Raw genomic sequence first — 18,629 nt, 5'->3', positions numbered from 1 at the left:
CGGTGAGGCTGCACGCTGCGGCTGAGCCGCGGGGATGTTCAGCCTTGCTGGCGCAGCCAGTAGAACTGATAGCCGCTCAGCACGATGCCGCCGTCGAACTGGGTGGGGGCGGCACCGGTGTAGAGGTCGGTGAGAGTGCAGTGGCTGTTGAAGCCTGGATTGGCGCCATGGCTGAGGCCCTGCTGCATGCCATGGCGGCACAGATCGCTCAGCTCCACCTGCTGTGGGCTGGCATCGAAGTTGGCCAGCACCACCACGCTGTTGGCGCCCTGCTGACCATCTGAGCGTGCATAACAGAGCACGTGATCATTGGCCACGGGCAGCAGTTCGCGGTTGTTGAAGTCGGCGAAGGCGCTGGTCTGCTTGCGGATGGCGATCATGCGCTGCATGGCCGTGAAGATCTCGAACTCCACCGTGCCCGGCTGCTTGCGTTGCTCGGCCTGCTGCCAGTTGATCTTCGGACGGTGCACCCAGCGGCTGTCTTCGTGCTTATCGGGGTCGTCGCGGAAGCTGTAATCGTTGAGCACACCAAGAGCGTCACCGTTGTAGATGAGGGGGATGCCGCCGAAGGAGAGGATCACCCCATGCAGCAGCAGGATGCGATCAATGGCCTGCCGGGTCAGTCGCGCATTCTGCTGCTCCAGAGCGGCTTCGAGCCCCACCAACGAAGCCAGCGAGCCACAGATGCGTGCATCGCCGGTGGCCTCGTTGCGCATGAAGACCAGGCCCCGGGCGCTGTCGTCGTAGTGGCCGGTGAAATAATCCACCAGGAACCTGCGATGTGCGGAGGGGTCGTAACCCGCTGCCCTGATGTCGCTGTCATCGAAACCGAAGCCGATATCATCATGGCAGCGCACATAATTGAGCCAGGTGGCACGATCGAGCTTGCTGGGCAGGCTCTTGATCCCTTCGCGTAGCAACCGGGTGTTCTTGGTGGCGATGCCATCCCAGAGCAGGGCCATCAGCGTGGCGTTGTAGGCGATCTCGCATTCCTTGGCCACGATGGCATCTTCACCGAAATACTTGGCCACCTCCACCGGCGCCACGATGGCCTCGGCGATGAAGAGCACCCCAGGGGCCGTCACCTGGCAGCAATCCTTCAGCAGCTGCAGGATCAGGTGGGCCTTGTGCTCGTTCTGACAGGAAGACCCTATTTTTTTCCACAGGAACGCCACCGCATCGAGCCGCAGCACATCCACGCCCTGGTTGGCCCAGAAGAGCACGATATCCAGCATGGCGATGAACACAGTTGGATGGCTGTAATTGAGATCCCACTGATAGTTGTGGAACACGGTCATCACCCAGCGCTGCATCTCCTCGTTCCAGGTGAAGTTGCCTGGATCGGTTTCAGGAAAGATTTCCGGCATGCTCTGCTCAAACAGATCGGGGATACGCCGATCTGCGAACGTGTAGTAATACTCCTGATGTTCGAGATCACCCTGCTTGGCCATCAAGGCCCAGACGTGCTCATCCGAGGTATGGTTCAGAACGATATCCAGCACCAACAGGATGCCATTGGCACGGAACTGCTCCGACAACGCCTGGAAATCCGCCAGATCCCCCACACGGCCATCGATTCTGCGAAAATTGCTGACTGCATAACCGCCGTCGCTCTTGCCCACGGGGCATTCCAGAATCGGCATCACGTGCACCATGTTGATGCCGAGCTCCTGGAGATAGGTCACCTTCTTGCTCAGATCAGCCAGATCATCCGCGAAGCCATTGGTGTAGAGCGCCATGCCCACCCAATGCTGAGACAGAAACCAGTTGTGATCGTTTTCACGGTTGATATCCAGCCGCTCAGATTCAGGTGACCGGTCGACATAGCCCATCGCCATCGTTTCAACCAGCTTCAACATCTGATCGGCGAAGTCGTCGCGATGGCCGTAAAGCGTGGAGAAGAGCGAGTGGATCGCAAAGAAGTTAGCCCCCAGCCGTGTATAGAAGTGCCGCAGATCCTGGCGGCGAATCTCCGGCTTCAGATCATCGAGGATCGCATTGAGAAGCGAATGGGAAATCTGTTCATACATGGCCGAAACAAGAAGCAGCGAAACGAGAGGCAGCGAAACAGGACGGCATCAGTGCCGGGCACTGGCGAAAGCGAAGCTGTGCAGACCGTGCGGTCATGAGCCGGAGCAGCAGCGCTGGGCAGGGCCGCAGGAGCTGGGGGTTCGTTGGCCTGGCAAAAGAACAGAACGTGACAGCAACCGAATCACCCTCGGTGCTGTCAGATGGGAGGCAGCCTGCTGGTAGCAGCAGTTGGCTGAGCGCAGTGCATCGTTGCCTGGATGAACGCTAGAGCAGCGCGACCAAGGGGAGGGCGTCACAGCTGATCGGCCGCCAGGCCGGAGCAGCCTGGGCACCACAAAAAGCAGCGTTGGCGCCAGCGGCGGCAGACGGCATCCAGCCGAGAGGCCTGGGCGGCTCACGACTGCTGCAGCCAGTGGGCCACGTAGGGATGGAAGTGAGCCACACCCTCCAGAAGGCCGGCACTGTAGTGACCGTTCATGCCCATGAAGCCACCGCGGGCGAGATAAAGCGCCTCGGGATGGCCGCTGCGGCACGCGGCTGCCGTGGCCTCCGCGATCACCGCGGGGTGGGCATTGGCCACCAGCACGGCGGGCACCGCGCTGACCAGAAGCGGCAGGTCATTGCCGCTGTCGCCGGCAAACACCGTGTGGCTGAGATCGAAGCCAGCGCGCTGCATCAGAAACTCCAGGGCATGCCATTTGGTGGCACTGGCAGGACACACATCCAGCAGGCCCGTGCCCTTCGCTTCGTCCACGCTGTAGATCCAGCTGCAGGCGGCGCCGTGGCCAGCCAGCCGCTCCAGCATCACCAGCTTCAACGCCTCCAGGTCGACACCCAAAGGCACATAAAAGCTGAGCTTGCAGGCACTCTGGCGATCACTCTCCTGCAGCACAAGCTGGGGAAGATCCTCAAACAAAGCCTGCAGATCCGCGGACACACAGCCAGGCCAATCGCGGCGGATGTGCTGCTGCCATGCCGCGCAGGGCTGCCAATGGCCACGATCAAGCTGGTCGAGGCGGCTGCCCACATCACTGATCACCCACTGGGGTTCAGGGAGCGCATAGGTGGTGATCGCCTCCTCCACCAGGGCCCGATGACGGCCGGTGACATACGCCAGCGTGACCTCCGCGCGCGCCGCCAGCCGTGCGAAGAGAGGGCGCGCCAGAGGCGATTCCTCGGCAGCTCCGTTGGGCAGCAGGGTGCGGTCAAGATCGGTGGCGATCAGCAACCGCGCCAAGGGCGAGACACACCTCACGCCACGGCACAGCTCATGCGCTGAAAGAAGTTGTAATGATGGATCGCATCAAGGATGCCCCAGGAATGGGCGCCGGCGGCGAAATACACCTGCTGCCATTCGCTGAGGTTGGCGAGCTCCTCCTGGTGCCGGTTGGCCACCACCACCCCCAGCGTGTTGCCTCGCAGCATGTCCTCATCGCCACCGGAGCCACCGGTCACGAGGATCTGCTCCAGGGGAATTTCATACTGGCTGGCTACGTAGCGCAAAGCCTGACCCTTGGACGCCCGTGCCGGCACGATGTCGAGGTATTGCCCGAAGGAGTAAGTGGCATTCACGGAAAGCTCTTGCTGATGCAGCAGACCATGAATGTCTTCAATGGGAGGAGCGTGGGCGGCGTCGTAGTAATAAGAAAGCTTGTAGCGGCTCTGCTCACTCTTGGGCTGCAGTGTGAGGCCGGGAATCTCATCCATCACCCGCTTGAGCACCTGGGGAGTCCAGGCATGGTTGATGTGCCGGTTCCAGGCCACATCGGTGAACAACTGGCCGGTGTAATAGATCTCCGTCCCCAGGCTGGTGATCAGAATGTCGGGAGCTGGGATGGCCTTTCGCTTCAGCAGCATCAGCACGGAATCCAGGCGCCGCCCCGTGGCGACGCCGAACATGAAGGCACGGCGGTGCGCCGTGATCACCTTCACAAGTGCCTCGAGTCCCTCGTCATCGCCGAGCAGAGTGTTATCCACCGCGGTGAAGATAGCGCGATCAAACGACTGGCGGATTCTGCCGCTGGCGGGGGGGCGCTCCGGTGGACGGTGCTGCTCAATGATCGGTCGGATCGCCGTGAGGTAACGGCTGGCATGCGCCTCCCAGGAGTAGTACCGGGCGATGTTGATCAGCCCCTGCTGGGAATAGCGGGCCCAGAGCTGGGGATCCTCAAGAATCGCCAGCAGCGCTGAGGCAATCGCGACGCGATCGGTGGGATCCACGAGCAGGCCATTGCGGCAGTTGCCGAGGATGTCCACAGGGCCGCCATTATCCGTGGCCACCAGGGGCAGCCCGCTGGCTGCGGCCTCCAGCAACGTGAGGCCGAAGGGTTCGGTGAGCGCCGGGTTCACGAACACGCCCCTTGAGGCCGTGGCCGATCGATAGATCGCCGGCACCTCCGAGGATTGATGGTGCTTGGGCAGCGCCACGATTCCATAGAGATCGAGCGCATCGATCACCAGCAGGATCTCCGTGAGCACATGCTGGGCCCCTTCATGGAGTTCCCGGATATCGTCGCGGTTGCCCATCACGATCACCAGATTGGCCAGCGCCTTCAAACGCGGCTCCTGGCCGAAGGCCTCCAGCAGGGCAATGATGTTCTTGCGCTCATCCGCCCGGGAGAGCGCCAGGATCATCGGCTTGGTGGGATCGGCAAGAAACTTGTTGATCTCCTGCTGGATGGGCGACGGATCGGCGGCGGCAGGCTCCGGGCTGGGCGGAAAGAATTGCTGGAGATCGGTGCCGGGCGGAATCACCGCCATCTTCTCGGGCGTGTAGTAATCGTAAAGTTCGTATTGGCTTTCAATCTCATTCCGCGTGCTCGTGATCACCAGGCTCGCGTGGCTGAGGGTATCTTCCTCGGCGCTGATGCGCTCGATCATGTGATAGCGGGCTTCGATCTGTTCAATCGCCATGCCCACAGCCAGCAGGCGGCGGGTCTTATCGCGCCCGAGTGAATGGCCTGTGTGCACCAGCGGCAGGCCGGTGAGGTTGGCGAGCCGCACGCCCACATATCCCGCATCGGCGTAATGGGTATGGATCAGATCGGGCCAGCGCGGCTGCTGCTTGAGCCAGGCATGGAGGGTATCGGCGAAGTTGCCGAGATAGGGCCACAACTGCTCCTTGGCGATGTAAGCCTCTGGCCCTGCCGGCAGGCGCACGATCCGGCAGTGCTCCCCCAGGGGCTCGATGGGCTGCGCATAGTCGTCGCTCACGGCGGCATCCACCACCAGCCGCGTGACCAGATCCACCTGCTCCACATGCGGCTGCTGCGCCAGTGCCTTGGCCAGCTCGACCACATATTTGGTTTGCCCACCGGTGTCCGCATCACGCCCCAGCTCGAGCTGCTGGCCGCGGATCAAGCCATGCAGGCTGATCAGCAGCAGGTAGAGGGGTCGCTCGGAAGCGCCCGGCTGCGCCGAGCGCTCCAGCCAGGTGGCGGCGGCAGCGGTCTGCTGGACGGGGTGCTGTGGCGTTGCAGCCGGCGGCACTAACTGTTGAGACGCGAGCTGTTGCCGCACAACCGGTGCGGCTGGGAGCTGCCGGGCTGTGGCGCGGCTGGATGCGCCATCGCGATGTGGGCCTGTCGTTTGCGGCGATCCGCAGGGGTGAATCAAGGGTTCAGTGGTGCTCAGACGACAACAGACGCGAAGCGGAAGCAGAACGCATCAGAGCTCTGCAACCACCCTTAGCCACCGATCCAGATCAATGCCAACGCTGAACGAGGCAGGCAGCCATGGCCAGAGCTGCTCGCCCCGACCCGGCCTGAAACCATGGAAATCACCAGAAAGCAGGCACCGAGCAAAATCCAGGCTGAAGTGGATGGCAGAGCAATCAAGAAGCAGAAAAGGACCGATCAAGGCACCATCTGATCCATGAGACGTCGGATCACACCAGAGCTGTCGCCAGCACTGAAGACGATCTGGCCAAAGCCATCTGCGCAAAGCGGGCAGAAGAATGCCACTCGAGCAATGCCCGCAGAACAATGCCCATAGACCAGAACACGTCGAGCAGTACCGGCAGACAGCCCCTCTGAGGGCAATGATCTCAACCCCTGCATAGCAGGCTCCAGTGTGATGGCGGGTCGGCAAGATTCAGCAACGCCCTGCGATTGCCACGCGCGATGCTCAACCATCAGAACCACCGACAACTGGCAGCCATGAGAGACACAGATGCCTGCGGCACTGCACACAGTCGCAGCCCTTCTTCAAGCCGAGACAATGAGCAATCTGGAACGCCCGGCACATAAGCATACGTTCGCGCAATCTTTATACCATGGTTTCCCATTGTTTGTTCTTGCAGCGTCACTACCGCTGCGCAGACTCTCAGCCAGGTGCTGGCCAGGGCCAGCATCGGGGAAATGTCCCCGTAGGTGCCTTTGGCAATGACCAGGGACAGGCCCATCGTTCAGACCTGCGAGCGGGCGGGAACCCACGGCTCAGGACAGCCGGAAGAGCCTGCGGGCAGCCAACCAGGCTCAAAGAGCCAACGCGGCCCTGAGGCCGCCGGGGCTCCATGCCAGCACGGCCGCCGCCACACCCGCCAGAGTGGACATTCCTCAGGCGGCGGCTTGGCATGGAGCCCGGCAACGACTCTTCTGCAGCGAATGCAGCCACCCCGACGATCGGCGGCGGCTGGCCGGTGATCGACGGCTGGGCCAAGGCCACCCTCTCGCCCCGTGGCCCCCTGCTCTGGCAGACCCTCCTGCACAAGAGCGCCTGTCTCTCCTGCGCCTGGGGCACGGGCGGTCAGAACGGTGGCTTCGTCGATGAGCTGGGCGAGCCGCTGCAGCGCTGCCTCAAGAGCGTGGAGGCGATCGCGGCGGAACTGCAGCCGGCGGTGCCGGAGGGGGTGTTCGCCGAGCGCAGCCTGGCGATGCTGCAGCAGCTCAGTTCGCTCGAGGCCGACCGGCTCGGCCGCCTCAGCCATCCGCTGATCCTGCGCGAGGGCCGCAGCCATTACGAGCGCCTCGGCTGGGACGACGTGTTCGAGCTGGCCGACGCCGCCTTCCGCCGCCCGCCGGAACGGGTGGCCTCCTACAGCTCCGGCCGTTCCTCCAACGAGGCCGCCTACCTGCTGCAGCTGTTGCTGCGGGCGATGGGCTCCAACAACCTGGCCGACTGCTCCGATCTCTGCCACGCCCCCTCCACCGTGGGGCTGGGCGAGGTGTTCGGCTCGGGCACCTCGATGGTGAGCCTCGAAAACCTGCAGCAGGCCGACTGTGTGGTGCTGGTGGGCTCCAATGCCCCCGCCAACCATCCGCGGCTGATGAACGAGCTGATCCGCCTGCGTGAACGCGGCGGCAGCGTGATCGTGATCAACCCGGTGCTGGAGGTGGGGCTGCTGAAGTTCGGCTCGCCCGCCTTTCCGATCAAGTCGATGCTGCGGGGCTCGGAGATCGCCACGCTGTTCCTGCAGCCGGTGCCCGGCTCCGACACCGCCGTGTTCCTGGGCCTGCAGAAGGCGCTGCAGGAAGCGGGCCAGGTGCGCCACGACTTCCTGCGCGACCACACCGAAGGATCCGAGGCAGTGCTGGAGCAGCTGTGCGCCACCCCATGGGAGGCGATCACCGCCTGCTGCGGCCTCAGCCGCGAGGAACTCAGCCATACCGCCGCGGTGATCGCCCGGGCCAAGGGCGTGGTGTTCGCCTGGGCGATGGGCATCACCCACCACAGCAACGGCACCACCAACGTGCACGCGATCGCCAACACGGCGCTGCTGAGCGGCAACGCCGGCAAGCCCGGGGCCGGCACCATGCCGATCCGCGGCCACTCCAACGTGCAGGGCTTCGGCTCGATGGGCGTCACGGTGAAGCTGCGGGCCGAGATGCAGCAGGCGCTGGAGCGGCTGCTGGGGCGCCCGCTCAGCCGCGTGCCCGGCTACGACACCCGCGCCCTGATCGCGGCCGCCGGCGCCGGTGCGGTGGACACCCTGCTGTGCCTTGGCGGCAACCTCTGGGGCGCCAACCCGGATTCCAGCGAGGCCAAGCAGGCCCTCGGCCGCATCGACACGATCTTCTACCTGGCCACCAAGCCCAACCAGGGGCACTTCCACGGGCTAGGGCGCCGCCGCACCCTGGTGCTGCCGGTGTTCAACCGCTTCGAAACGCCCCACGCCACCACCACCGAATCGGGTAACAATTTCGTGCGCTTCAACGATCCGGGCCGCTCACACCTGAAGCACGCCGACCTGATCAGCGAGCTGGGCTTCCTGGCCGAGCTGGCCCGGCGGCGGCTGGGCAGCGATCCGATCGACTGGGGCCGCCTGCAGGATCCCATCTACGTGCGAGAGCTGATCGCCCGCACCGTGCCGGGCTACGGCGCGATCGCCACGATCGATGCCACCAAGCGTGAGTTCAGCGTGGCGGGGCGGGTGTTCGAGCAGCCCAGCTTCCCCACGCCGTCGGGGAAAGCACGGATGGAGCCCACACCCCTGCCGGCGCTCACGCTGCCTGAGCCGGCCCATTTCGGCGGCCTGGCGCAGGGGGAAGAGGGCCTGGTGCTGGCCCTGATCACCGCCCGCAGCTACTCCCAGCACAACACCGTGGTGTACAAGCCGGGCGATGCGTACCGCGGCATGCCGCACCGCAACACCATCCTGATGAACCGGGGCGATCTGGCCCGCTGCGGCCTGCGCGCCCACCAGCGCGTGACCGTGCAGGGCGAAGCCGGTGCCCTCAGCGACGTGGAAGTGATTCCCGGCGAGATCCGCGCCGGCGCCGGCCTGATGTTCTACCCCGAGGTGAACGCGATCTTCCGCGCCGCCATCGATCATCGCAGCGGCACTCCAGCCTTCAAGCGGGTGCCGGTGCTGGTGCGCAGCGGGCCTATCGCCACCGGTTAGGCCGAGCCATCACGCCGTCCATCCCCCGCAGAGAGGCATGCTCCGGCAGCGAACGCCAGACCCGTCGCCGCGGCCACCAAGGCCAGCAGCGGTCCGGCGGCAACGGGTCCGTCACTGGTGAAGACCATGCTCAGCAGGGCGCCAGCGGCTCCCGCCCCCCCAGCACCAGGCCAGCACCCAACCCCGCGCTGGTGGCGGGCAGGGTAGCCAGGGCCGCGGCTGTGAGGCTGGTGGACACGAGGCTGTGGGCCAGACCCAGCAGCGGCAGCAGGGCTGGGCGCAAAACGGCTGGGCCAAGCACCATGAGGGCGAGCAGGGCCGCCAACGCGGCCAGGGCGATCCTCAGGCTGCGTTGCCTCCCCCAGCGGCTCACCAGATGACCTCCCCAGGGGGCCACCAGCGCCGAGACGATCAGCACGGCTGCCACCAGGTGTCCGCCGGAGGACAGCGACGACCCACCCAAAGGCACCCGGGGCAGGAGCGTCAGCAGACACGTTGTGACCACACCCACGGCCAGGGCCATGGCCAGCAGGTGCAGGGCCTGGCGGGGCGGAACGCGCACGGCAATGGCGGGCTCCCTACGGGCAGGAGGAAACGGCGGCAACCATCGCAGCACGACGAGCCCCAGGCCCAGCACGGCTGCACCCAGGGTACAGGTGAGGGCTGGCCCCAGCCGCACGGCCGCGGCGGTGAGCGGAGCTTCAAGGGCTCCCAGCAGCCCCTGCGCACAGGTCAACAGCGCCGCGACGCGTGGCAGCTGGCGCAGGGGGGCCGCCTCATGCAGCACCGCCAGTGCCGGGCTGGCCGAGCTCTGCACCGCCACCATCCAGGCCACCATCACCAGCGGCAGCAGCAGGCTGCCGGCGGGGATGCCGCGGTTCAACAGGCCTACCACCCCAAGAAAGATCAGGCCGGCCACCAGTACCGCCACACTCACAGGCAGCAGCCGGCCCCGTGCGCTCGGGTCGCGGCGGTCGGAAAGCCAGCCCGTCAACGGTTCAATCACCAGCCCCATCAAGCCGGGCAGTAGGGCAAAGGGGAGCAGTAGCCGGCTGAATCCATGGCTGCTGAGCAGGGCCGGCTGGTAGGCCCTGTAGATCATCCAGCCCAGCAGCAGGGCCATCTGCAGAGCCACCACGCCCCAGGCCAGGCGCCAGTGAATGGAAGCTGAAGGTCCGGTGCTCATGGCCGCCAGTCGGGCTGGCTCCCATGCAGGGCGGCCAGGTCTGGGAGCCGGCGCAGGGCTGTCACCGCCGCGGACAGGGACGCCGCGAACACATGCGGATCGGGACGCTCACCGGAGCAGACCGCGGCGTGGGCCAGCACGATGGCAGGAGACTCGGATCGGCTCGCCAGTTCCACGCGATCGCCAACGGGGTCCATGGGCGTGGGTCTCAATGGGGGGTCCATGGCGCTCGATTCATTCATGCTCAGAGTCCAGTGAGGGGCCAAGCGCGGGTGGAGGCGATCAAGTCCTCGTCGGAAAGGGCTTCGCTGCGGCGCACCTCCGCCTGGCGTGACTCCGCCACGGTGCGCAGCAGAACCTCCCCCATGACCTCCCGCAGCACCTGACTGGCCTCCAACGCCAGCAGCGCCTCCGAGAGCGACTTGGGCAGCCGCGGCGCTTCGGCTGGGGGCACCGAGGCGGGATCGCCGCTGAGCGGCGGGCGCAGGACCCGGGGGTGCCGCAGGGCGTCCTGCGCCACCCCAAGCACCGCGCCCATCAGCAGATAGGGGTTGGCGCTTAGGTCGGCCACCTTGAGTTCCAGGTGGCCGGGCTCGCCCCCGCCGGCCGGCACCAGCCGCAGGGCCGCCTCCCTGTTCTCCACCCCCCACACCTGAAACGGTGCCGCCCAGCGGCCCGGCGCAAGCCGCACATACGACACCGCCAGGCCGCAGGCCAGGGGCATCAGGGCAGGCAACTGCTCCAGCAGACCCGCCAGCAGCGCCTCCCCCCGTGCCGTGAGGCCGGCGGTGCCCGGACCGCCACCGAGGAGCGGCACGCCCTGGTCCGCCACGCTCAGATGCAGGTGGCCGCCGTTGCCCACCAGATCAGATGTCACCACAGGGGCAAAGCTGGAGATCCAGCCGAAGCGGCGGCTCACCTGCTGGATCACCAGACGTGCCGCCACGAGGCGATCAGCGGCCTCGAGCGGGGTCGCCGCCGCCAGCGACAGTTCAAACTGGCCGGCGCCGTACTCCGGATGCAGCTGCAGCCAGGGCAGCTCGGCCGCATCGAGAGCCTCGGCCACGGCCGTGAGGTAATCGAGCCCCTGCACCAGGCGATCGGCGCCGTAGGGACCGCCCATCACCGCCGGGGTCCAGCCGCCGGCCTCACCGCCCGGTTGGGGCAGTCCCACCATCCACTCGATCTCGAAGCCGGCCAGGGCGCTCAGGCCGGCCGCGGCGAAAGACGCCTGCTGCCGGGCACAGAAGCCGCGCTGATCGAGGGCATTGATCCCACCGCTGCGGTCGTGCCGCACGCCGGGAGCCCAGGCCCAGCCGGAGGCCGGATCGAGGGGGCGCAGGGCCGTGAGATCGGGCTTCAGGCGCAGGTCACCATCTGGCCGGGCCAGGCTCTGCTGCGGATCGATCAAGCCCGTGGCCCCGAAGGCATCAGCCACTGGTGAAAAGCCCACTCCCTGGTTGGCCACCAGCACCAGCCGCTCCAACGGCACCCCCTTCACCAGCACCGAGCCGGCGTGGTTCACAAAGGTGATAGCCAACCGGCGCAGGCCGCGCTCCAGCAGTTCGGCCATCTGCAGAGCGGCTTCGTCGTCTGCCACGTCACGACTGGCGATGGGAGGGGGGAGGTCCGGCACGGCATGGCAGCCACGGGCCCGGAAATCATTGCCCGATTCGGCGCCACAGGCCATCGTGGTGGCCACAGCTCCGGCTTCCTTGGCTCCCGCAGCCCTGCTCCTGGTCGATGTCCAGAACGGTACCTGTGGGCCGGCGACTGGTCGTGCGGGCAGCACTGAAACCAGCCAGCTTTCCCCATCGCCCCGGCCGCCCGGCTTCGACGCCCACTTCCAGGCGGCGGTCCTGCCTCGGCTGGAGCAGGCGCTGGACCATGCCCGCCGGAGCGGCCTGGAGGTGATCCACACCGTGATCGCCAACCTCACCGCCGATGGCCGCGACCGCAGCCTCGACTACAAGCGCTCGGGCCTGGGTTTCGCGCCGGGCAGCTGGGAGGCCCAGGTGATCGCCCCGCTGGCACCGCTGGCCGATGAGCTGGTGCTGCCCAAAAGCTCCTCGTCGCCGTTCAACTCCACCAACCTCGATTACCTGCTGCGCAACATCGGTATCACCGAGCTGGTGGTGGCGGGCCTGCTCACGGATCAGTGCATCGACCACACCGTGAAAGATGCGGCGGATCGCGGCTACACCGTGACCTGCCTGATCGACGCCTGCATGGCCGAATCGGCCGAGCGCCACCGAGCGGCGCTGAGCTGCTTCCGCGGCTACGGGAGGCTGTGCACGGTGACGGAATTCATCGCCGTATCCGCCTGAAGCCAATACCTGCAAGCCATTTCCTTGCTGCAAGCCATGCCCTTGCTCGTGTGGCTGTGTTGGCTATCACCCGGTGCAGAAATCGAACCGGAAGAGGGAGATGGGCCACCCCAAAGATTAGCCCCGGGAATGGCACCAATCGAGCACATCGTCCTGGACATTTGCTCAGGATTCCCTTCGTTCTCAGTCTTTCGTTTCGCACGTGGCGTGGCATGCCATGACTGGTCGCGACGCTGATTCCAGCCTTGCCGCCCTGCACTGACTGGCTGCTGGGCGGCAGGCATCGGCTCGCTGACGCGAGGCGGCAGAGACCGGCATGGCCATCGTGATGAGTGAGCTGAACAAGCGCCAGAACTGCAAGCTGCTTGTGGCCGATGTGACGCTCAACCCCTAGAGCAGCACCAGCTTCAAGCTCCGCAATCCCTGCACCCTCGACAGGGCGCTCACCCCCCCAGATAGGCCATTTCGGCGTGGGGGCGCTGCGCGGCCTCCAGCGTCTGCTCCTGACGCTCCTCGCTGTAGCGGTCGCGGCGCGCCCGCCACTGGCCGCTCAAAGCGGCGCCCAGGCCGGCCGGATCCGGGCCGGGCCGCAGCCAGGGCTTGAGATCGAGGCCAGTGGCGGCGAACAGGCAGCTGTAGGCCACGCCGTCGGCGGTGACACGCAGGCGGTTGCAGTCGCCGCAGAACGGCGCCGAGATCGAGGCCACCACCGCCAGGTGGCTGCCACCCGGGCCGCCGCTGCCACCGCCATCGCGGTAGCGCCAGCGGGCAGCGGTGCCATGGGCACTGCGGCCCACCGGCTCCAGGGGCCAGCGTTCGCCGATCCGCTGCACCATCTCCTGGGCCGGCAGCACCTGCTCGGGCGCCCAGCCGTTGCGGTTGCCCACATCCATGTATTCGATCAGCCGCAGCTCAATGCCGCGCTGCCGTGCCAGGTCCGCCAGGGGCAGCAGCTGGTCGTCGTTGCGGCCGCAGGTGATCACGGCATTGAGCTTCAGCGCCCCCGCCGCCGGATCGAAGCCCGCCGACTGGGCGTGATCAAGGGCCGCCAGGATCGTGGCCAGGGCCCGATCGCCAGCCGCCGCGCCGCCTCGCAGCCCGCCCATGCGGGCCACGCTGGCGCCGTCGGTGCCATCGAGGCTCACCGTGAGCCGGTCAAGGCCGGCCTGCCGCAGCCGCTGGGCCCGCTCCGCCGTGAGCAGCAGGCCGTTGGTGGTGAGAGCGATCGCCTCGAGCCGTGCTGTACCCGCCGCCTGACGCAACGGCCGCAGCGCCGCCACAAGGGCCTCCACGCCGGGGTGCAGCAGCGGCTCGCCGCCTGTGAGCCGCAGGGTGCGGAAGCCGAGCGCCGCCGCCTCGCTCACCAGCAGCAGCCGCTCCTCGTGGGTGAGCAGCTCCGGCGGATCCTCGGCGTCCGGGCAGCAGTACGGGCAGGCCAGGTTGCAGCGGGCCGTGAGCGAGAGGCGCAGCACCCCAGGCGGGCGGCCCAGCCGGTCGCGCAGAGGGGGGGCGCCCGCTGAGGCAGGCGGCAACGGCGAGGAGGGCCCGGTCATCGGCTCACCCTGGCGGAATGGCCTGGGAAGTGACGAGCCAGGGGCCGGGCCAGGCCGTTGGTCGGTTGCAGTTCCGCAACGCCGCCGCCGGCAGCGGCACGGGCCGGTGCCCGCGCCGCTGCAGCCAGCCCAGCAGGCGCCGGTCACCGGCCGCGAGATACAGCCGCAGGGCGGCGCGGTTGGCCGCCGTGGCCGGATAGATCCCCAGCAGCGGCTGATCCCGCCGGCCGTCATGGGCGGTGAGCAGGGTGCCGGCGGGAACGGCCGCCCCAGCTGGCCCCGTGCCATCTGTCTCCGTACCACCTGCCTCCGTGCCGGCAGCGATCAGGGCCTCCAGGCTGGGGCGATCGAGCCAGGGCATGTCCACCGGACAGAGCAGCAGACGGTCGCCGGGGTAGCGGTCCATCAGGCGGGCGAGGGCCGTGAGCGGTCCGTCCCAGGGGGGCGGTTCATCGATCACCTCCACCGGCGCCGGGGCCAGCAGGCGATGGGCGCGGTGGCGGCTGAGCAGGCAGACGGGCCTCTCCAGGCTCAGCAGCAGCCGCAGGCTGCGCTCCAGCCAGGTGCCGCCCTCGGGATGGGGCAGCAGCGCCTTGTCGGTGCCCATGCGCCGGCTGCCCCCCCCGCTCAGCAGACAGCAGCGCAGCGGTGCTGTGCTCATGCAGGGGGGGGCACCAGGGCCAGGCGCTGCTGCACGAAGCCTGCCACGCAGGCTGCGGCGGCCTCCCGCTCGCCATCACGGAACAGCTCATGCAGGCTGCGCTCGAACCACACCACCTGCCGTTGCTCAACCGGGCTGCCCAGTTCCTGCAGCAGGATCGCCACCGACGCCGGCGCCACCACCGGGTCGCGGCGGCCCTGCAGGATCAGCACCGGGGCCTGCACCGCCGTGAGGCGGGTGCGGGTATGGCGGATGAAATCGAGCAAGGTGGCGATCGCCCCGATCGGCGCCCACACGTAGCTGGTGTCGCCGGCGGCCAGGGCCGGATCGGCGTAGCGCTTGCGCAGGGGCCAGCGCGGCAGCACAACCAGAATCAGGGGCGTGAGCGGAGCCAGGGGCCCGCCCGGGGCCAGCGGGGAGGTGAGCTGAATCGGCGCCGACGCCAGCACCACGCTGTCGATCAGGGTCGGGTGGTCGGCGGCGAGCTGCAGGGCGATCAGACCGCCCATGCTGTTGCCCACCACGATCACCCGCTCGGCCCGGGTGCACAGCTCCTCCATGGCGGCGTTGGCTGCCGCCATCCAAGCGGGCCAGGTCACGCCCCGCAGCGCCTCGGGGCTGGCACCGCCATGGCCCGGCAGGGTGGGCAGAGCCAGGGGTACACCGAGCGCTTTCAGCGGGGCCACGAGCACGCGCACGGAATCCGGGCTCCCCGCGAATCCATGCAGCAACAGCACACCGAGGGGGGCCAGGGAGACGCTCAGGGGGAGTGATGGTCCAGTCTGACCCGCGCCGACATCCGCGCTTCTGGATTCACCCCGGCAAAGGTGGGCGGCAGCCACACGCGCACCACCATCAGCACCGCCATGGTGATCAGGAACAGACACACGGCCAGGATCTGGTGCCAGTCGGTTTCGAGCACGCCCTTCACGATCACCTCTCGCAACACCGACACGATCGCGATCTCCACCGACACCCCGATCGACACACGCTGCTCCTGCAGATAGATGATCAGCAGCCGGAACAACTCCACCAGGATGAGGATGAACAGGATGTCGGCTGTGATGGCGTGAAAGCGCGGCGTGCTCATCAGCGTGGAGTAGATCTCCCGCATCTGCAGCACCATCACCCAGAACAGGCCCACACACAGCGCCACCGCAATCAGGTCCTGCACCGCCTCCAGGGTCTGCACGATCTGCACGCGCCGGAACAGCTGATGCCAGGGAACGCTGCCGGTTGCAGTGATCGTGGCGGCTGCAGGGGTGGCCGGGGGTGGGGCCGCAGCTGGGGTGCTGTCGGGCGAACCGCGGCCTTGCTCGGTGATTGGGCTTGGTGGGCTGGCGAGAGTGTCCTGCATGAACCTTGACCGAATGGATCGCAGCCTATGGGGCGCCAACTTATCGGTCAATTACCTATAGATAGGTAGACCTTATTGCACTGATTGGGACGTCATTCACTTGGGGCTTCACTGACTGGGGGGTCATTGATCGGGGGACAGCTTGAGAGGTCTTGCTCGTGGATCGGGGCGCGAGGCTCTGATCGCACTGTTCTGAGCGGCCTGAGCTGAACACCCCCGCCAGATCCGACCAGCCCCCGACGGTCCTTTCGCCGATCGCCCCTCCGCCTGATTCCCCCGCTTGACCGTCACCCCTGCCCCTGATCACCCCTCCTGCGGAGCCAGGCGGAAGCGCAGCAAGGTTGTTCCGCTGGCGTCCTGCAGCAGCAGATGGTGCTGATCGATGCGCCAGCGGCGCACCCGCTCCAGGGCATCGCTGTAGCGCTGCTCAAGCTCCATCACCGGCGGGCTGCAGCCCATGCGCGTGCTCGCCAGCTGGGGGAAGCGTATCGCTGTCCCCTCAAGGCTGAAGCCGCCCATCAGGCGATTGCAACCGCCACTGCCGGCCAGCTGCAGGCGCTCGGCCGAGAGCTGCAGCTCGATCGGCTGAGCGCCAGGCGGCGCGACCAGCTTCTGGCCGCCAAGGCCCTCCAGCCGCCAGGTGGTGCCCCGCAGCGGGGGCGCCTCCCTGGGGCAACCCCGGCCGGGGGTGAGGGCCAAGAAGCTCTCCACCACCAGGGTGCGGCGTGGCGGCTGGCCCTGCTCCATCGACGGCCGTTGGGTGATCAGTCCCTGCAGGCTCACCAGCAGCGGCTGGCCCGGTCGGTCTGCCGGGCAGGCCGCCAGGTAGGCACGCTCCAGGGCCAGGTAGCCGGCCTCCATCGCCACGGGCAAGCGCTGGCCGGTGGCGCACAGGCGGATGCTGGCCGCATCGGCCATGTAGGAGAACAGACCCGTGAGCTGCAGGCGCGGGTCGATGGGCGCGGCCTGGGGCAGGCGCGTCAGCCGGTCGTTGGCGTTGGCAGAGGCCGCACCCACCTGGGAGTTGAGCTGGCGCAGCGCCGCCCCGGCGGCAAGCGGCTGCAGAAGCAGCGGGGGCTCACTGCCACGGCTGAGCTCCAGCCGCCCCGTGCCGGGCTCCAGCCGCCAACGGCCGATGGCATCAAACGCCTGGGGCTTCGGCCGGCTCAGGGATGTCTGCCGCAGTTGATAGGTGCCATCGGCGGCCAGGTCGAGATGCCAGCGGACCGGGCCGCCCGCACCGGGAAGATCCCCCTGCCAGCTAGCGGGGAGGGGGCCGAGCGAGGCCGGTGGTGAAGGCCGCCGCGTGCTGCTGTCGGTGGGGGGCCGCTGGCTGATCAAGGCGCCGGCACCGGTGGACGCGGCCAGCACCGGTGCCGTGATCACAGCCACCAGGGCGACCACCATCCCGCGCCCCATTCCGGGCAAAAGGCCCCGTGCCCGGCGAGCCTCTTCAGTGGCGCGGGCAACACGCCACCGCAAAGCGCGGTGCGGCATCGGCATCGGCACGGTTGGCGCGTTCAAGGTGACGACTTTGAACGTACAGGCGGCTGCCTCACAGCCAGACCATGGCTACCGACGCCTGAGCACCCGCCCGAACGCATGGGCCACCGCCTCAGAAACACAAAGGCAGCCGAACAGCGGTCAGATCACGACACGATGATTGCCTGGAACGCCTGCCACATGAAATCAGGGCACCGCGAAGGAATGCCAGGAGCCATGCAAGACCGTGTGGCCAGTTCGCGATGGTAACGAGCTGAATCAAGAGGGCGAGCTACGTTTTATTCACGAGGTGTCCCGCTGCACTACCTGGATACGGATTAGATCGTTTGCTCAGACTTGAACGACTTGCAGATCCTGGATCTACAAGCTAAATCCAGAGCTTGTGCTATTGACGGCGGCATCGCAAGCCCAAAGCAGTAGCAACGCCTCCGCTGCAACTTAAAGCTGAAAGATCCTCTCCATTATTTTAAATCAGGAGTCATCGTAATGAACTTGGACGCCTGGCGACTTCGCCAGATCCATGCCAATGTTCTAAACATTGCTCAAGACAACCACGACGTGCTTGAGCCAATGGGCCAGGATGCCCTGACTATGGCCTTGGCAGGCGGCTGATTGACGCTCGATCCGAAGTGGAACCCATCGAAAGGCAAAGCCGATGCCAGCTTTTTCGATGGGATTACTCAGCTCTTAGGTAAGATCAAATCATGGCATGCAGATTATGCAGAACATTATCAAGATCGATGATTTGCACTATTGGATCGAACCGCTTTCGCCGGCCAGCGTCCCTTCAAGCCACTTGGAATAGCAGCCACCGATCAACGGCTAACTCGCTCGATTCCCACCTTAAAAATGGCGCGGGGCAAACTGCGCAGCCTGATGTATTCAGCTAGTGAGCTTCAGCCATGACTGCATGAATGGTCGCACTCTGCTCGATCAGAGGCTGCGAATCAAACCGGCAATCGCCAGCTGGCCTCCAAACAGCGAGCCTATAGAAGGTCAGAGAAAGTGGAATGAATGGCGCATGGCTCCCATGCTGAGGCACTCCCTGATGCAGCTTGCGCGTTGATGGGCTCTCCTGGTGGCTGCCGTCACCAGCTGCTCAGTAGCCACACCTTGGATGGTGATCCCCGCTATCGCCGCAGGGCTGGCTTCCTTCGCTGGCCTGCCGGC

14 protein-coding genes are annotated in these 18,629 nt (G+C 66.5%); 3 read left to right on the top strand and 11 right to left on the bottom strand.

From position 1 onward, the window contains the following. Positions 1–38 precede the first annotated feature (38 nt). The 3 genes from ACXMDP_RS02690 to ACXMDP_RS02680 all read right to left on the bottom strand — a co-directional run bounded on the left by ACXMDP_RS02690 (position 39) and on the right by ACXMDP_RS02680 (position 5,520). Positions 39–2,030, bottom strand: a complete 1,992-nt coding sequence (locus ACXMDP_RS02690) for an alpha-amylase family protein (protein WP_259728752.1) — start codon at positions 2,028–2,030, stop codon at positions 39–41. Between the two features lie 395 nt (positions 2,031–2,425). After that, positions 2,426–3,268, bottom strand: a complete 843-nt coding sequence (locus tag ACXMDP_RS02685; protein ID WP_259728753.1) for an HAD-IIB family hydrolase — start codon at positions 3,266–3,268, stop codon at positions 2,426–2,428. Positions 3,269–3,282: 14 nt separating this feature from the next. Continuing rightward, the gene (locus ACXMDP_RS02680) at positions 3,283–5,520 is read right to left on the bottom strand and encodes an HAD-IIB family hydrolase (protein WP_259728754.1); all 2,238 of its coding nucleotides are present in this window, start codon (positions 5,518–5,520) and stop codon (positions 3,283–3,285) included. A 1,084-nt stretch (positions 5,521–6,604) separates the two neighbouring features. Between ACXMDP_RS02680 and ACXMDP_RS02675 the strand changes: the two genes are divergently transcribed. Next, on the top strand, positions 6,605–8,872 hold the full coding sequence (locus ACXMDP_RS02675) for an FdhF/YdeP family oxidoreductase (RefSeq protein WP_259728755.1): 2,268 nt from the start codon (positions 6,605–6,607) through the stop codon (positions 8,870–8,872). 130 nt (positions 8,873–9,002) lie between these two features. Here the strand turns inward: ACXMDP_RS02675 and ACXMDP_RS02670 are convergent, their stop codons facing one another. From ACXMDP_RS02670 to ACXMDP_RS02660, 3 genes are read right to left on the bottom strand one after another with little or no spacing between them, the layout of a single operon-like run. After that, positions 9,003–10,058 carry an MFS transporter gene (locus ACXMDP_RS02670; RefSeq protein ID WP_457767051.1) on the bottom strand — a complete coding sequence of 352 codons (1,056 nt, stop codon included), beginning with the start codon at positions 10,056–10,058 and terminating at the stop codon, positions 9,003–9,005. Next, positions 10,055–10,255 (bottom strand): hypothetical protein, encoded by a 201-nt coding sequence (locus tag ACXMDP_RS02665; protein WP_259728757.1) that lies wholly within the window; start codon positions 10,253–10,255, stop codon positions 10,055–10,057. The genes ACXMDP_RS02670 and ACXMDP_RS02665 overlap by 4 nt, the downstream gene beginning before the upstream one ends. Positions 10,256–10,302: 47 nt before the next feature. Beyond that, positions 10,303–11,760: a glutamine synthetase gene (locus tag ACXMDP_RS02660; RefSeq protein ID WP_457767049.1), complete on the bottom strand. Its 1,458-nt coding sequence runs from the start codon at positions 11,758–11,760 to the stop codon at positions 10,303–10,305. A gap of 13 nt (positions 11,761–11,773) precedes the next feature. On the opposite strand from ACXMDP_RS02660, the gene ACXMDP_RS02655 reads away from it, so the two are divergent. Then, complete coding sequence (locus ACXMDP_RS02655; RefSeq protein WP_259728759.1) at positions 11,774–12,385, top strand: cysteine hydrolase family protein; 612 nt, start codon at positions 11,774–11,776, stop codon at positions 12,383–12,385. A 443-nt stretch (positions 12,386–12,828) separates the two neighbouring features. On the opposite strand, the gene ACXMDP_RS02650 is transcribed toward ACXMDP_RS02655, so the two are convergent. The 5 genes from ACXMDP_RS02650 to ACXMDP_RS02630 all read right to left on the bottom strand — a co-directional run bounded on the left by ACXMDP_RS02650 (position 12,829) and on the right by ACXMDP_RS02630 (position 17,363). Continuing rightward, on the bottom strand, positions 12,829–13,938 hold the full coding sequence (locus ACXMDP_RS02650; protein ID WP_259728760.1) for a GTP 3',8-cyclase MoaA: 1,110 nt from the start codon (positions 13,936–13,938) through the stop codon (positions 12,829–12,831). Positions 13,939–13,942: 4 nt separating this feature from the next. After that, positions 13,943–14,599 (bottom strand): molybdenum cofactor guanylyltransferase, encoded by a 657-nt coding sequence (locus tag ACXMDP_RS02645; protein WP_259728761.1) that lies wholly within the window; start codon positions 14,597–14,599, stop codon positions 13,943–13,945. After that, positions 14,596–15,297 (bottom strand): alpha/beta hydrolase, encoded by a 702-nt coding sequence (locus ACXMDP_RS02640; protein ID WP_457767047.1) that lies wholly within the window; start codon positions 15,295–15,297, stop codon positions 14,596–14,598. The genes ACXMDP_RS02645 and ACXMDP_RS02640 overlap by 4 nt, the downstream gene beginning before the upstream one ends. Before the next feature lie 62 nt (positions 15,298–15,359). After that, on the bottom strand, positions 15,360–15,956 hold the full coding sequence (locus ACXMDP_RS02635) for a phosphate-starvation-inducible PsiE family protein (protein ID WP_457767046.1): 597 nt from the start codon (positions 15,954–15,956) through the stop codon (positions 15,360–15,362). A gap of 303 nt (positions 15,957–16,259) precedes the next feature. Beyond that, a complete protein-coding gene (locus tag ACXMDP_RS02630) occupies positions 16,260–17,363 on the bottom strand; it encodes an META domain-containing protein (RefSeq protein ID WP_259728763.1) in 1,104 nt (367 codons plus the stop codon). Positions 17,364–17,945: 582 nt separating this feature from the next. On the opposite strand from ACXMDP_RS02630, the gene ACXMDP_RS02625 reads away from it, so the two are divergent. Next, complete coding sequence (locus ACXMDP_RS02625; protein WP_457767044.1) at positions 17,946–18,071, top strand: hypothetical protein; 126 nt, start codon at positions 17,946–17,948, stop codon at positions 18,069–18,071. Positions 18,072–18,629 lie beyond the last annotated feature (558 nt).

This window comes from Cyanobium sp. ULC065, assembly GCF_977927515.1.
This window is presented reverse-complemented; position numbering and strand designations above follow the sequence as displayed.